This is a genomic window from Solidesulfovibrio carbinolicus, from assembly GCF_004135975.1.
GTDB lineage: Bacteria > Desulfobacterota > Desulfovibrionia > Desulfovibrionales > Desulfovibrionaceae > Solidesulfovibrio > Solidesulfovibrio carbinolicus.
In genome coordinates, this window is the sequence record NZ_CP026538.1 from 623078 (window position 1) to 636800 (window position 13723).

Consider the following 13723-nt stretch of genomic DNA (forward strand, 5'->3'; position numbering starts at 1 on the left):
CGTCCCCTTCGGGACGGCCGTTTCGCATTGGGCCCATATGGGGGGTCCGGGGGCCTCAGGCCCCCGGCCGCCGGAGGCATTCTTCTCTTTCTTACTTACTTACTTACTTACTTACAACGGCGGCCGCACTTCGACGCGGTTGCGGCCGGCGGATTTGGCTTGGTAGAGGGCGGCGTCCGAGGCGGCGAGCAGGGTTTCGGGTTCCAGGTCCATGTTGGGGACCACGCCGGAGATGCCGATGCTGACGGTGACGATGTCAGCGACGGGGGAGCTGGCGTGTTCGATGTTGGCGGCCCGGACGTTGCCCCGGATGATGCCGGCGATGGACAGGGCTCCGGCCAGATCGGTGCCGGGCAGCAAGGCCACGAATTCCTCGCCGCCGTAGCGGGCGGCGAAGTCGCCGGGGCGCTTGAGGGCTTCGACGATGGCTTCGGCCACCCGGCGCAGGCACAGGTCGCCTTGCAGGTGTCCGTAGGTGTCGTTGTAGAGCTTGAAACAGTCGATGTCGATCATCAGCGCCGAAAGCGGCGTGCCGTCGCGGCGCGAGCGCAGCCATTCCTTGCGGAAGGCGTCCTCGAAGCAGCGGCGGTTGGGCACGCCGGTCAGCCCGTCCTGGTTGGAGAGCTGTTCGAATTTGCGGGTGAGCGCTTCGAGTTCGCGCTCGCGGGCCTTGCGCTGGTCCATCTCCTCCTTGAGGCGAAGGGCCGAGCGCACCCGGGCGCGCAGTTCCATGCTGTTGACGGGCTTGGCCAAAAAGTCCATGGCCCCGGCCTCGAAGGCGCGCTCCAGGCTGGCCGCTTCGTCCTTGACCGTGACGATGATGATGGGGATGTCGCGCAGCCTGGGGTCGGCTTTGATCAGGCGCGTGGCGTCGATGCCGTCCATGTCGGGCATCACCACGTCCATGAGGATGAGGTCGATGTCCGGGGCTTCGCCGCGCTGGCAGCGCTCGTCGAGCAGGGTGAGCGCTTCGCCGGCCGAACCGGCGCACAGGGGATCGACGTATCCGGCTCCCTTGAGGATGGTGGACAGCAGCAGCCGTGAGGAGTCGGAGTCATCGACGATGAGGATGTTCATGCCGGTTCCGGAAAGGCGGTGCGCTTTGCGTGGCGCAGTGTGCCCGAAGACGACGGCGGTGTGGTCGGTGCTGCTGATCAAGTGTGGCCCGCGTCTGGGACGTTATTTCTTACGATGCTGATATGCCGGATTGGCGGAAAAATGCAACCGTCAACCATGGGCTTGCACGCCCAGTCGGGCGGCCAGGATTTCCATGGAGGCTGCGTCGGCCAGTTCAAAACGCAGCGGCGTCAGGGTGATGTGGCCCTTGGTGAGAAGCGCCCGGTCGCTGTCCGGGGTGAGCGCCTCGGGGGGGATGACGCCGGTGAGCCAGTGGTAGTCGCGGCCGCGCGGGTCTTGCCTGGTGACGTACCAGTCGTTGTACACGGCCTGGGTGGGCGGGCACAGGGCCAGGGGCAGGGTTTCGGCGATGGGGCGCTTGGGGAAATTGAGGTTGAGCACGGTGCGCGGGGCGAGCGCCTCCCAGGGCCGGCCGGCGATGAAGTCGGCCACGTAGGCCCCTTGCTCCCGCAGATCGACCGGGGCGAAGTCGTCGGCCGAGACGGCCACGGCCGGATAGCCCATGAGCGCCCCTTCGGTGGCGGCCGAGACCGTGCCGGAATAGAGGATGTCCACGCCGACGTTGGCTCCGGCGTTGATGCCCGAGACCACGAGGTCGGGCTTGTCCTGCATGAGCGTGGTGAGCGCGAGCTTGACGCAGTCGGCCGGGGTGCCGGACACGCCAAGGCCCCGAAAGCCGTTTTCCACGAATTCCTTGACCCGCAGCGGCGAAGCGATGGTGATGGCGTGGCCCACGGCCGATTGTTCGGAAATGGGCGCGGCCACCAGCACGTCGTGGCCGGCGTCGATAAGCCCTTTATAGAGATGGCGGATGCCGACGGCCTGGATGCCGTCGTCATTGGTGAGCAGAATGCGCATGAGGCCTCCTGCCGGCGGGATTTCCGGCCGAGGCACTATGCCCAAGGCGGCGGCGGTTGACAACCGCCGGCCGGCCGGGCAACGTCGCCGGCCAAGATGCCCCAACCGGGCGACAATGCCCGCGATGACCCGGCGCGCGCCTACCCACATGGAAAAAAACATCTTCGTCAAGGATCTTGTCGCCGGCCAGGGCGTGGCCGAGGTGTTCTGCCTCGGCGGCGCGCGGCTGGGCCAAGCGAAAAACGGGCCGTTCTGGACGCTTGTCTTGGAAGACGTCACCGGCCAGATCGAGGCCAAGATCTGGAGTCCGGCCGCCAGCCTCTATGCCGATCTGGCCCCGGGCCAGTTCGTGCGGGTGGAAGGCCAGGTCGGGGCCTACCGCGACCGGCCGCAAGTCAACATCGAGCGGCTGGCCGTGCTCTCTCCCGAGGACGACGTCCCGGACCTCTCGCTTTTTGTGCCCACCAGCGCCGAGCCGCCCGAGGTGCTGCTGGAAAAGCTCATGGAACTGTGCCGGGCCGAGATCGCCCACGCGCCCTGGCGCAAGTTCACGGCCAAGGTGCTCGGCCATGCCGAATTCCGGGAGCGCCTCATCGAGGCCCCCGGGGCCAAGAGCGTCCACCATTCCTACCGGGGCGGCCTGCTGGAGCACACCCTGGCCGTGGCCCGGCTGGCCCTTTCCATCTGTGACCGCTATCCGGCCCTGGACCGCGACACGCTTCTCGCCGCCGCCGTCTGCCACGACCTGGGCAAGGCCTGGGAGCTGACCTCCGGCCCGGGCCGGGACTACACCGACGCCGGACGGCTTTTGGGCCACATCGTCATCGCCATGGAACTACTTGAGCCGATCCTCAAAAAAAGCGGCGTGGAGCCGGAACTGGCCCTGCATTTCAAGCACATCCTTTTGGCCCACCACGGCGAATACGAGTTCGGTTCGCCGCGTCGGCCCAAGACCGCCGAGGCCTTTGCCCTGCATTTCGCCGACAACATCGACGCCAAGATGAACCAGATTTTCGGGGTCTTCGGCGACGAGGAAGAGGCCGGGGGCTGGTCGCCCTATGTGCGCACCCTGGAGCGCTACCTCTACAACCCGCCGCGCGCGCCGCGCCCGGAAGCGCCCCGGCCGGCCAAGCCCAAGGAAAAGGACGTCCACCAGTGTTTGTTACCTTTGAAGGCGTAGAAGGCTCGGGCAAGTCCACCCAGATGACGCGGCTTTGCGCCGCCCTGGAAGCGGCCGGCCGGACCGTTTGCCGCACTCGCCAGCCCGGCGGCTGCTCCCTGGGCCAGACCCTGCGGGCCATTTTGCTCTCCCAAAAGACCGCCGGCCTTGATGATCGGGCCGAGCTGTTCCTCTATCTGGCCGACCGGGCCCAGCACGTGGCCGAGGTGATCCGGCCGGCCCTGGCCGCCGGACAGGTGGTGGTGTGCGACCGCTACACCGACTCCACCGTGGCCTACCAGGGCTACGGCCGGGGACTCGACGTCGCCTTGCTGCAAAATCTCAATGCCGTGGCCGCCGCCGGCGTCGTCCCGGACCTGACCGTGCTGCTTGATCTCGATCCGGCCATTGGCCTGACCCGGGCCACCTCGCGTAACGCCGCCGCCGGCACGGCCGAAGCCGAAGGCCGCTTCGAGGCCGAGCGCCTGGAGTTCCACCAGCGGGTGCGGGCGGGCTATCGCGCCCTGGCCGCCGCCGAGCCGGCGCGATTTGCCGTCATCGACGCCGCGCCTTCCCCGGACGCCGTGGCCGAGGCGGTCTGGGGCGTGGTGGGTAAGCTGCTGTAGAGAAGAGGGAAGAAAAGAGAAGATGGCTCCGGCGGCCGGGGCCTGATGCCCCCGGCCCCCCCAAAAGGGAGAAGGGGGCTTTATCGTGGGGGTCCCTAGCCCAGGGCGGCCAGGGTCTTTTCCACCGGCCGGCGCTCCGGGACCACGGGCAGCGGCTGCCTGCCGTCGCGCACCGCCTCGGACACGTACAGACCGCAGAAACAGGCCCCGTATTCGGTCACGTCCGGGGCGCGGTACTCGCACGGACACACCACGTCGCGGTCCAGCTCGAACTTCCCCGAAGCCAGCCGGCACGGACAGGCCATGTAGCCGTAGCGTTCCTTGTTGGTCAAAAGCCCGGCCATGAGGTCGAGGACCATGGCCGTGTCGGGGTTGAAGTGAAACCCCTTGGCCGCTTGCAAGGGCGCGAGCTTTTCGAAAAGTTCCTTGGCGTCCATGCTATTTGCCGCAGCTTTCCAGCATGGTGAGCAGCTCGTCGCGCCGGAATCCCACGATGACCTTGTCGCCGATGACGATGGTGGGGAAGGACAGGGCGGGGTTGAGCTTGCGCACGATGTCCATGATCTTGGTCCGTTCCTCCCCGCTCAGGAAGTCAACGTGGACGCAGTCGTAGGGGATGTGCTTCTCCTCAAGGAATTCCTTGGCGTGCTTGCAGTGCACGCAGGTGCTCAGGGCATAGACCTTGATGTCGGCAGACATGGCAAACTCCTTGATCTGGCGGCGTTAGCGCGGCGTTTCTCGCATTCCGTTCCCTATTCCCCTTTCCAGCCGCCGGGTCAAGTGCGAAAGGGGCCAGGTCAGCAGCAGATAGAGCAAGGCCAGGGGCAGATAGGTCTCGAAGGTGCGGTAGGTTGAGGCGTTTATGACCTCGGCCGCCTTGGTCAGCTCGCGCAGGCTGATGACCGACAGCAGCGAGGAATCCTTGATGCACGACACGAACTGGCCGGTCACCGGAGCCACGATGCGCCGGGCCGCCTGGGGCAGCACGACGTAAAGCAGGGCCTGGCCCCGGGTCATGCCCGAGGACATGGCCGCTTCCCATTGCCCATGGTCCACGGACTCCACCCCGGCCCGCACCATCTCCGAGATATAGGCCCCGGAGAAAAGCGACAGGGTGAACGTGCCGATGACAAAGGGGCTGTCCACCCGCACCACCACGCCGACGCAGAAGTAGAAAATAAGGATCTGGACCAGAAGCGGCGTGCCGCGAAAGGCTCCCACATACAGGGCGGCCAACTCCGAAAGCACGAGGTTGCCCGACACCGAGGCCAAGCCCGAAAGCAGCCCGAAGCACAGGCCAAGGGTGATGGCCACCACGGACACGGCCAGGGTCAGGCCCAGACCGTCGACGAAGATCGACCGGTAGGCCCAGACCGCCGACCAGTCCCAATGGTAGCGCAGACGCGACAGCACCAGCCAGGACAGGCCGGCCAGAACGGCCAGGATGGCGAAACGCACGGCAAGACGGGCCATGTCAGCAACACTCCGGGAAAAGGCGCGGGGCAGCGGCGGGCAGGTGTCCACCGGGTCGCAGGGGGCGGCGGGAGGTCTTCAATGGCCGTCCGATCATCGGCCCTTGGGGGCCGTGAACGCCCCGGCCGGCAACACCAGCACGTAAGGCACGCGCACGCCGAAATCCCCGGCCAGCCGGGCGGCGATGTCCTTGGACACGTCGCGCGGGGCCGTGGTCAGATAGACGGCGTTGGCCTCGGTCTCGACCTGGCCGGTTTCGTTTTTCCAGCCGCCGACTCCGCCCCCCAGGCGGGTGAAGCCGCCGTAGGTTTCGGCCAGCCAGGCCTCCAGGGCGGCGGCGGCGGCCAGGGCGCTTGAGCCGTCGGCCAGGGCGGCCGGCACGACGAAGAGGTGGGCGAACACCTGTTCGGTGTCGGCTGCCGCCGGCAGCGGCCGGGCGGCGAGCAGGCCCAGCAGCAGCAGGGCGGTCAGGAAGCGGCGAACAAGGGGCATGGCGTCTCCAGACAGGCGGCGGTTGGGGCGTCCGGTCGGGACAGCCCGGATGCTGGGGAGCACGCCGGCCCTGTCGCCGCGCACAGGCGGGACAGGGCCGGCAGGGTTGGGGCGGCGCGGCGTCATTTGCCGAGGATGTCCTTGAAATGCTTGGCGCGCAAGGTCTCAAGGGTGCCGTCGGCCTTGATGGAGGCGATATACATCTCGACATACTGCCACAGGTCGAAGTCGCCTTTTTGCATGGCGATGCAGAACGGCTCGTAGGTAAAGGGCGTGAGCAGGGCCTTGGTGGTCTCGGGATGCTGTTTGTGGTGCTTGGCGATGGAAATCTGGTCGTAGATGAAGGCGTCGGCCCGGCCGGCGGCCACGTCGGCGGCGCAGGCGGTCTCTTCCTGGTAGCGGTTGATGGTGGCCTTGGGGAACCGCTTGGCGGCCACGATGTCGGCGGTGGTGCCGGTCTTGACGGCGATGACCCGCCCGGGCTTGTCCAGGCCGGCGGCGTCGGCCAGGTCCGGAGCTTTCTGGACGCTTGCCAGGATGCACAGGCCGGTGGTGAAATAGGGCGAGGAGAAGGTGATGGTCTTGGCCCGCTCCAGGGTGCCGGTGATGCCGGAAATGATCAGGTCGATCTTGCCCGAGGTGAGCGCCGGGATAAGCCCGGTCCACTCCATGTCCTTGATTTCGAGTTCCACGCCCAGGCGTTCGGCCAGGGTTCTGGCGATGTCCACGTCAAAGCCCACGGGCTTGCCCTTCTCGTCCACGTACTCGAAGGGCCAGAATTTGAGTTCCATGCCGACGACGAGTTTGCCGCGCTTGACGATCTGGCGCAGGGCGCTGCCTTCGTAGATGTCGTAGGGGGTTATGGCCAGGGCTGTGCCGCAGCACATGGTCAGGGCCACGAAGGCAAGGCACACGACGCGTATGAAGCGGATCATGGCGTTTCTCCGGGGTAAAGGGTTGGGCTTGGGCGGGAAGCCCGCCATACAGGAATGCCTAGCAGAAAAACGGCGAAAAGAAACCTGTTGGCGGGACAAGAGTAAGACGGCCCGGAACAAGGGGCAAGGAGGAAGGGACATGCCTGGACGGATGCTGTGGCTGACTTTGGCGATGGCGGCGACCTTGGCCGGCTGTTTCGCGCCCAGGGCCGAGACGGAAGCCCGCAATTGGCGGCCCGACGGGCCGGGCGGGCGCACCCTGTCCCAACTCCTGGCCCTGTCGCCGGGCATCGCGGCCACCACCTGGGAGTCCTTTGACGGCCCAGGCGGCGCAACGGAGGTGCGGCTGACGGCGGAATACGCCGTGCCGCGCCTGGCCGGGGCCTGTCCCGCGCCGCCGGCCGGCCAGGAAACGGCGGCCCGGGGGTTTCTCGTCCTCGGGCTGACGGTGACCCCGGCCGGGCAGGTGGACTTTGCCTACGCCGAGGCCCGGGGCTACGCCGCCTCGGGAGCCTGGCAATCGACGCCGCTGGACATCGGCGTCATCGCCGATCTGGTGGCCCGGGCAACGGTGCTGCCCTGCGCGGCCCTGGCCTTGCCCAAGGGATCGTGAGGGAGCGGGAGCCCAGACGCCAAGAAAACGGGCCGGCAACGCGCGTGCAGCGTTGCCGGCCCGTTTTAGTTTTCGGAAAGGACCCGGGCTACTTGCCCTTGCTGGCCTTGATGGCTTCCTCGAGCTGCTCGAAGGTCGGGCGGTAGTGGATGGGGATGGCCCGGCGGCCGGCTTCCAGGGCCACGGGCGGCGGGTTGCCGCCGACGAACGACCCCAGCGACGCTTTGGCCACAAGCAAAATATGCTCGATCTCTTTGGCCCGATACTCCAGGTTGGTGGCTATAGGGGAGGCGAAACCATAAGCCAGCAAAACGCCCAGGAACGTGCCGACCAAAGCCTTGCCGATGCTGTAGCCCAGCACCTCGGGCGGTTCGTTGAGTTTGCCCATGGTGATGACGACGCCCAAAACGCAGGCCACGATGCCCAGGGCCGGCAGCGCGTCGGCGATTTTGCTGACTCCGTGGGAGGGGATGAGCAGTTCGTGTACTGTGGATTCGATATCGGCTTCCATGATGTTGTCGAACTCATGGGCTTCGATGTTGACCGTGGAGAAAATCCGCATGGTGTCGCAGATGAAAAGCAGCACTTCGTGGTTTTTCTTGTTTTTGGCAAATTCGCTGAAAATTGGACTTTCCGCCGGTCTTTCCACGTCCTTTTCAATGGCGACCAGGCCTTCGCGGCGGATTTTCATGTACAGCCCGGACAGAGTGACGAGCAGGGTGGTGTAGTAGGCCTTGCTCGTCACCATGCCGCCAAAAATGGTGAACACACTTTTCATGGTGTGGGAGAGGATATCTTTGGGGGAGCTGATGACGAAGGCTCCCAGCGCGCCGCCGCCGATCATGAGCATTTCCAGAGGGAGCGCCGCAAGGATCAGATCGAAGTTGCCCTTTGCCAAGACAAATCCGGTAGTAACACAGACAAGAAGGATGATGGTGCCGAGTATGACGAACATAGGTTGATCCTGTTTTGTGCCCGGCCGTTAGAACTGGCCCTCGGTGGACTTGTCGTAGATGGTGTTGATCTTTTTTTCCAGCACTTCGCCCACGTCCGGCGTGCGCGGCGGGGCGGGCTTGGCCGGTGCGGCGGCGCCTGCGCCGCCCGCGCCGCGTTCGCCTTCCCTGGGCGGGCGGAACAGCAGCAGACTGATGCGCCGGTTTTTCGGGTCGTAGGGGTTGCCGGCCACGTAGGGCCTGGTGTCGGAATAGCCCGTGACTTCGGCCACGGCGTCGGGGTTAAGCCCCGCGCCGACCATGAAGCGCCGGGCGGCCAGGGCTCGGCCGGCCGACAGATCCCAGTTGGAATAGGCCCCGGAATAGCGGTAGGCGTCGGTGTGGCCCTCGATGGCCACCTTGACGCCTTCCTTGCGGATGACGTCGGTGACGGCGGTCAGGATGCGCTGGGCGTCGGGTAGTAAGGCCACGCCGCCGAGATCGTAGAGCGGCCGATCAGCCTTGTCCATGATCTCGACGCGCACCTTGTCCCGGTCGTGGGTGACGGACACCTGCCCGGCCAGTTCCGGCAAGACCTTTTCCAAGGCCTGTTCGATCTGATTTTCAAGGGCGGTCGCCTGCGCTTCAGCCTGTGCTTCACTCTTGGCCAGGGCGTCGGCCTCGGCCTTGGTCTTGGGCGCTTCGTGCTTGCCGCCGGCCATGTCGCCGGCATTTTGTCCCTGGCCGCCGGTGGGTTCCTTGCCGCCCCGGTCGATGGCCACGTCAGGGCGTTCCTCGCCGGTGCCGACCACGGCAGCCGGCGGCCCCACGCCGCCGACGTCGAGCAGGGTGGCCGATGGGCCGGGGTTGTTGAACAAGCTGAACTCGTTGAAATACTGGGCGATCTCTTCCTTTTTTTCCTGCGGCGCGCTGCTTAAAAGCCACATGAGCAGGAAAAACGCCATCATGGCCGTGACCAAGTCGGCATAGGCGACTTTCCACGAGCCGCCATGGGCGCCGGCCGAGATCTTTTTGACCTTCTTGAAGATGATGTTTTTTTTGTGTTCGGCCTCGGCCATGACCCCTCCGTCGCCATCCTATCGGCCGCGCGGGCAAAACCGTTAGGGGACGGTTGTCTAGGGCCGTTTGTTACGCAGGAGCGGGGGAAAGGGCAACCGGGCTTTGCGGAAAGGGGGGGGCGAGTCGGCGCGCGAAGGGCGGGGCTCCCGAAAACGCCAAAAAGGGCGAAGGGAACAATCCCTCCGCCCTGGAAAGCTTGGTTGCTGCGAACGCCTAGGCGGCCGCGGCGGTCTCGACCGGCAGCACGTGGATGCGGGTCTTGACCTTGTTGTTGCGGGTGTACTTCTCGAACTTCACCACACCGTCGATCAGCGCAAACAGCGTGTAGTCCCGGCCCATGCCCACGCCCGTGCCGGGGTGGAACTTGGTGCCGAGCTGGCGCACCAGGATGTTGCCGGCCAGAACCGACTGGCCGCCGAAACGCTTGACGCCACGCCGTTGACCGGCGCTGTCGCGGCCGTTTCTGGAGCTGCCGCCTGCTTTTTTATGTGCCATGTCGCGACTCCTTCAAAATATGAGGCTAGGCCTGGATGCCCGTCACCTTGAGCTGGGTGTAGCCCTGGCGATGGCCCTGCTTCTTGTGCGAATCCTTGCGGCGACGCTTGTGGAAAACCACGATCTTCTTGCCCTTGACGTGCCCGGCCACCTGGCAGGTGACGGCCGCGCCGGCGACGTAAGGCGCGCCGATCTTGGCTTCGCCGCCGCCGATCATGAGCACCTTGTCCAGCACGTATTCCGAGCCGGCCTCGGCAGCCAAAAGATCCACGGTGATGGTGGCCCCTTCCTGGACCTTATACTGCTTGCCGCCAGCCATAACGATTGCGTACATAATATCGACCTCCGATGGGGAAGACGGTCCCTTTACCGCTGCGCCGCCGCGTCGTCAAGTCCTTTTTGCGGCAGCGACGACCCGGTGGCCAAAAGCCGCTCCCGTCGGGCTCGCAAAACGTCCAATACGGCAATGTCGATGCGCAGGCTCCCCCGCCCGCGCCCGAGCTCCACCCCGGGCTTGGCCGCGCCGTGGTAGTCCGAGCCGCCAGACACGGCCAGTCCCAGCTTGCGGGCCAGGGCCAGGTATTCCAGCGTCTGATATTGGGAGTGTTCGGTGTAAAAGGCCTCGATGGCGTCCAGGCCCGCCTCGCGGTAGCGGGCCACGGTCTCGGCCAGGGCCGGGCCGGAAAGCCCCAGCAGATACGGATGGGCCAGCACGGCCAGTCCGCCTTCGGCGTGGATGAGTTCGATGGCTTCGGGCAGCGGCAATTTGTCCTTGGGCACATAGGCCTTGCCGTAAGCGCCCAGAAAACGGGTGAAAGCTTCCTTGAAACTGGTCACCGCGCCCATGGCCAAAAGGGCCTGGGCGATGTGCGGCCGACCCACCGCCCCTTGCGCCAGGGCCGTGACGGACGCATATTGAAGAGGCACGCCCAGGGCGGCGAGCTTTTCGAGGATGCGCTTGTTGCGGTCGTGGCGGCGCTCCCGCAGCCAGTCCAGGCGCTTGGCCAGGGGGCCGGGGGCGTCGGGCAGAAAAAGCCCGACCAGATGGATGCTGCCGCGTTCGTCGGCCACGGACAGCTCGACTCCGGCGATGACCTCCACGCCGTGCTCGGCTCCGGCGGCCCGGGCTTCGGGCAGCCCGGCCAGGGTGTCGTGATCGGTTATGGCCACGGCGGCCAGCCCCTTGGACGCGGCCATGGCCACCAGCTCGGCGGGAGCGGCCGTGCCGTCGGAAGCGGTGGTGTGGGTATGCAGATCAATAAACGCCATGGAAGACCCTAGCCCGGTTGGCTGGCCTTGTGAACCTCCATTGCGCCGGGGACGCGATTTGGCTATGAACCAGGGCACGTTTGCACAAGGAGACCGCCTGTGAGCATCCATCCCGATCTGCTGACCATCCTGGCCTGCCCCAAATGCAAGGGGCCGCTTACCGTTGTGGACAACGAGGCCGGCCTTTTCTGCCCGACCTGCGACATCGTGTTTCCGGTTCGCGACGACATCCCCATCATGTTGGTGGAAGAAGCCGTGGCCAAGGCCGACTGGGACGCCGGCAAGCGTTCGGCCAAGGACGACGCCGCCAAGTAACCACGTTCCGGGGACCTCCTCCCCGGACAGGGAGCGCTATGGCCAAACTGCACTGGACCCCGTGGATGGCCCTGGCCGAGATCGAGGGCCGCACCGAATGCGGCCTGGACCAGATCGCCCAGGGCAGCCGTGACTGCGCCCCGGTCTGGCAGCCTGCCGCCGATCTGGTCGAGACCGAGGACGCCTTCCGCGTCACCTTGGAGCTTCCAGGCGTGGCCCGGGAGGACGTGGCCGTGGAGGTGCGCGGCCGGGAATTGGTCATCCAGGGCCTGCGCCGCTTCGAGAAAGACTGCCGGGGCGAGGTCTACCACGCCCTGGAACGTTCCTACGGCCCCTTTGCCCGGGTTTTTGAACTGCCCAAAGGGGTGTCCCGGGCCGACGTGACGGCCGTGATGAAGGACGGGCTGCTCGACGTGCGCCTGCCCAAGCTCGGCCCCGAACGCCTGCGCCGCCGCATCCCCATCAGCTGACGCCAGACCGCCAAACCGCTCCGCCAAGGAGGCTTGCCATGGGTCGCCTCGTCCCGTGCACGAAGTCTTTTTCCCTTTTGCTTCTCGCCTGTTTTCTGGCGCTGGCCGCGCCGTCGGTCAGCGCCCGGGCCGCTTCCAATAAAGCGGCCCGCATCACGCCCGTGGTCACGGCCGTGGCCGCCGTGGCTCCGGCCGTGGTCAACATCACGGCGGCCAAGACCGTCCAGCGCCGGCCGAACATGGGGCCATTTTTCGATGAGGAATTCTTCCGCCAGTTCATGGGACCGGGCGGCGTGCCGCGCCAGGAGACCCAGGAGAGCCTGGGCTCGGGCGTGATCATCGACGGCAAGGCGGGGCTGGTGCTGACAAACGCCCACGTCATTGCCGGCGGGGCCGTCATCAAGGCCCGGCTCCAGGACGGCCGGGAGCTCGACGCCGCCCTGGTCGGCGCGGACGCCGACTTTGACGTGGCTGTGTTGCGCCTGTCCGGCGGCGGCAACCTGCCCCAGGCGGCCATGGGCGATTCCGGCGACATCATGATCGGCGAGACGGTCATCGCCATCGGCAATCCCTTTGGCTACGCCCACACCGTGACCACGGGCGTGGTCTCGGCCGTGGGACGCTCGCTCAAGCACGAAGGCGGAGCCTACGCCGACCTCATCCAGACCGACGCGGCCATCAATCCCGGCAACAGCGGCGGCCCGCTGGTCAATCTGGCCGGCGAGGTCATCGGCATCGACATGGCCATCCAGGCCGGGGCCGAGGGCATCGGGTTCGCCATTCCCATCAACAAGGCCCGGCGGGTGGTGGCCCAACTCGTCGAAGGCGGCCGGGTGACCCCGGCCTGGCTCGGGCTTTCCGGCCAGGACGTGGACGTCCGGGCGGCGAGGTACTTTGGCTTGCGGCGTCCCAAGGGGATGCTGGTGACCGAAGTGGCCCAGGGTTCGCCGGCCGACAAGGCCGGCATCAAGCCCGGGGACCTGATCCTGGCCGTGGGCGGGGCGGAACTCGACGACAAGGGGCAGTACCGGGGGGCGCTGGCCACCTCCACCGTGGGCGAGGCCCTGACGCTGACGGTGCGCCGGGGCGAGCAGGAGCAGAAGATTTCGGTCGCGCCGGCCGCCTTTGGCGAGCGCGAGGCGGCCGGGCTGGCTGCGTCGCGTTGGGGCATCAGCGTGTCGTTTGGCCGCGCAGTGAGCGTGTCCAGCGTGCGCCCGGGGTCGCCGGCGGCCCGCCTGGGCCTGGCCCCGGGCGACGTGCTGGTGCAGATCGGCGGCGAAAAGCTCGGCAGCCAGGCCGATTTCACCCGGGCGGTTTACGTCAATCGCTTAAACCGCACCATCCTCGTCATGATCGAGCGGGGCGGCCGGGGCTATTACGCCAAGATGGGCGTGGAATAGCCCGGCGCTCAGGAGCGAACACATGGATAACGCGACGGAAAACGCCTCGCCGGACTGCCCGGTCATCCGCATCGCGGCGGCGGTCATTCTGGACGCCGCCCAGCGCACGCTGCTCGTCCGCAAACGCGGAACCACGGCCTTTATGCAGGCCGGGGGGAAAATCGAGGCCGGCGAGGCTCCGACGGCCGCGCTGCGCCGGGAGTTGCGCGAGGAACTTGATCTGACATTCGATATGGAGGCATCGCGGCACATGGGTCGGTTCACGGCCCCGGCGGCCAACGAATCCGGCTGTCTGGTGGAAGCCGAGGTTTATCATGTGTCCGCAGGCGGGGCGCTGGCCCCCCGGGCCGAGATCGAGGAGGCCGTCTGGGTGGACCCCTTTGCCCTGGGCGACTTGCCCCTGGCTCCGCTCACGCGGGATGCCGTCCTGCCACTGGTCCGCACGCTGCTCGCCGCCCAGGCGCGTTAG

Annotated in this window: 19 protein-coding genes; 7 read left to right on the top strand and 12 right to left on the bottom strand. The window is 66.5% G+C overall.

The window, feature by feature from the left end:
- Window positions 1–111 precede the first annotated feature (111 nt).
- Window positions 112–1077, bottom strand: a complete 966-nt coding sequence (locus tag C3Y92_RS02795; protein WP_129349282.1) for a diguanylate cyclase — start codon at window positions 1075–1077, stop codon at window positions 112–114.
- A gap of 150 nt (window positions 1078–1227) precedes the next feature.
- Window positions 1228–1995, bottom strand: a complete 768-nt coding sequence (surE, locus tag C3Y92_RS02800) for a 5'/3'-nucleotidase SurE (protein ID WP_129349284.1) — start codon at window positions 1993–1995, stop codon at window positions 1228–1230.
- A 148-nt stretch (window positions 1996–2143) separates the two neighbouring features.
- On the opposite strand from surE, the gene C3Y92_RS02805 reads away from it, so the two are divergent.
- Both C3Y92_RS02805 and tmk read left to right on the top strand, forming a co-directional pair.
- Window positions 2144–3175, top strand: a complete 1032-nt coding sequence (locus tag C3Y92_RS02805; protein ID WP_235669588.1) for a 3'-5' exoribonuclease YhaM family protein — start codon at window positions 2144–2146, stop codon at window positions 3173–3175.
- On the top strand, window positions 3151–3780 hold the full coding sequence (gene tmk / locus C3Y92_RS02810; protein ID WP_129349286.1) for a dTMP kinase: 630 nt from the start codon (window positions 3151–3153) through the stop codon (window positions 3778–3780). The genes C3Y92_RS02805 and tmk overlap by 25 nt, the downstream gene beginning before the upstream one ends.
- Window positions 3781–3875: 95 nt before the next feature.
- On the opposite strand, the gene C3Y92_RS02815 is transcribed toward tmk, so the two are convergent.
- The 5 genes from C3Y92_RS02815 to C3Y92_RS02835 all read right to left on the bottom strand — a co-directional run bounded on the left by C3Y92_RS02815 (window position 3876) and on the right by C3Y92_RS02835 (window position 6680).
- Complete coding sequence (locus tag C3Y92_RS02815) at window positions 3876–4217, bottom strand: ferredoxin-thioredoxin reductase catalytic domain-containing protein (protein ID WP_129349288.1); 342 nt, start codon at window positions 4215–4217, stop codon at window positions 3876–3878.
- A gap of 1 nt (window position 4218) precedes the next feature.
- Window positions 4219–4479 (bottom strand): glutaredoxin family protein, encoded by a 261-nt coding sequence (locus tag C3Y92_RS02820; protein WP_129349290.1) that lies wholly within the window; start codon window positions 4477–4479, stop codon window positions 4219–4221.
- Between the two features lie 24 nt (window positions 4480–4503).
- The gene (locus C3Y92_RS02825; protein WP_129349292.1) at window positions 4504–5253 is read right to left on the bottom strand and encodes an amino acid ABC transporter permease; all 750 of its coding nucleotides are present in this window, start codon (window positions 5251–5253) and stop codon (window positions 4504–4506) included.
- A gap of 93 nt (window positions 5254–5346) precedes the next feature.
- A complete protein-coding gene (locus tag C3Y92_RS02830) occupies window positions 5347–5745 on the bottom strand; it encodes a hypothetical protein (RefSeq protein WP_129349294.1) in 399 nt (132 codons plus the stop codon).
- Window positions 5746–5867: 122 nt separating this feature from the next.
- The gene (locus tag C3Y92_RS02835; RefSeq protein WP_129349296.1) at window positions 5868–6680 is read right to left on the bottom strand and encodes a transporter substrate-binding domain-containing protein; all 813 of its coding nucleotides are present in this window, start codon (window positions 6678–6680) and stop codon (window positions 5868–5870) included.
- Between the two features lie 139 nt (window positions 6681–6819).
- Here C3Y92_RS02835 and C3Y92_RS02840 point away from each other — a divergent pair, with 139 nt between their 5' ends.
- Window positions 6820–7293: a hypothetical protein gene (locus C3Y92_RS02840; RefSeq protein ID WP_235669589.1), complete on the top strand. Its 474-nt coding sequence runs from the start codon at window positions 6820–6822 to the stop codon at window positions 7291–7293.
- 88 nt (window positions 7294–7381) lie between these two features.
- On the opposite strand, the gene motA is transcribed toward C3Y92_RS02840, so the two are convergent.
- From motA to C3Y92_RS02865, 5 genes are all read right to left on the bottom strand, one after another.
- Window positions 7382–8248, bottom strand: a complete 867-nt coding sequence (gene motA / locus C3Y92_RS02845) for a flagellar motor stator protein MotA (protein WP_129349298.1) — start codon at window positions 8246–8248, stop codon at window positions 7382–7384.
- Between the two features lie 27 nt (window positions 8249–8275).
- Entirely contained in the window at window positions 8276–9304 is a 1029-nt protein-coding gene (locus tag C3Y92_RS02850) for a flagellar motor protein MotB (RefSeq protein WP_129349300.1), read from the bottom strand.
- 214 nt (window positions 9305–9518) lie between these two features.
- The gene (gene rpmA / locus C3Y92_RS02855) at window positions 9519–9800 is read right to left on the bottom strand and encodes a 50S ribosomal protein L27 (RefSeq protein ID WP_129349302.1); all 282 of its coding nucleotides are present in this window, start codon (window positions 9798–9800) and stop codon (window positions 9519–9521) included.
- A 25-nt stretch (window positions 9801–9825) separates the two neighbouring features.
- Window positions 9826–10134, bottom strand: coding sequence for a 50S ribosomal protein L21 (rplU, locus tag C3Y92_RS02860; protein WP_006919251.1), 309 nt, complete (start codon window positions 10132–10134; stop codon window positions 9826–9828).
- 32 nt (window positions 10135–10166) lie between these two features.
- Complete coding sequence (locus C3Y92_RS02865) at window positions 10167–11069, bottom strand: PHP domain-containing protein (protein ID WP_129349304.1); 903 nt, start codon at window positions 11067–11069, stop codon at window positions 10167–10169.
- Window positions 11070–11168: 99 nt separating this feature from the next.
- Between C3Y92_RS02865 and C3Y92_RS02870 the strand changes: the two genes are divergently transcribed.
- The 4 genes from C3Y92_RS02870 to C3Y92_RS02885 are packed head-to-tail and all read left to right on the top strand — an operon-like array spanning window position 11169 to window position 13723.
- Window positions 11169–11384 carry a Trm112 family protein gene (locus C3Y92_RS02870; protein WP_129349306.1) on the top strand — a complete coding sequence of 72 codons (216 nt, stop codon included), beginning with the start codon at window positions 11169–11171 and terminating at the stop codon, window positions 11382–11384.
- Window positions 11385–11422: 38 nt separating this feature from the next.
- Entirely contained in the window at window positions 11423–11854 is a 432-nt protein-coding gene (locus C3Y92_RS02875; RefSeq protein ID WP_129349308.1) for an Hsp20/alpha crystallin family protein, read from the top strand.
- 38 nt (window positions 11855–11892) lie between these two features.
- The gene (locus C3Y92_RS02880; RefSeq protein WP_129349310.1) at window positions 11893–13254 is read left to right on the top strand and encodes a trypsin-like peptidase domain-containing protein; all 1362 of its coding nucleotides are present in this window, start codon (window positions 11893–11895) and stop codon (window positions 13252–13254) included.
- A 22-nt stretch (window positions 13255–13276) separates the two neighbouring features.
- Entirely contained in the window at window positions 13277–13723 is a 447-nt protein-coding gene (locus C3Y92_RS02885; RefSeq protein WP_129349312.1) for an NUDIX hydrolase, read from the top strand.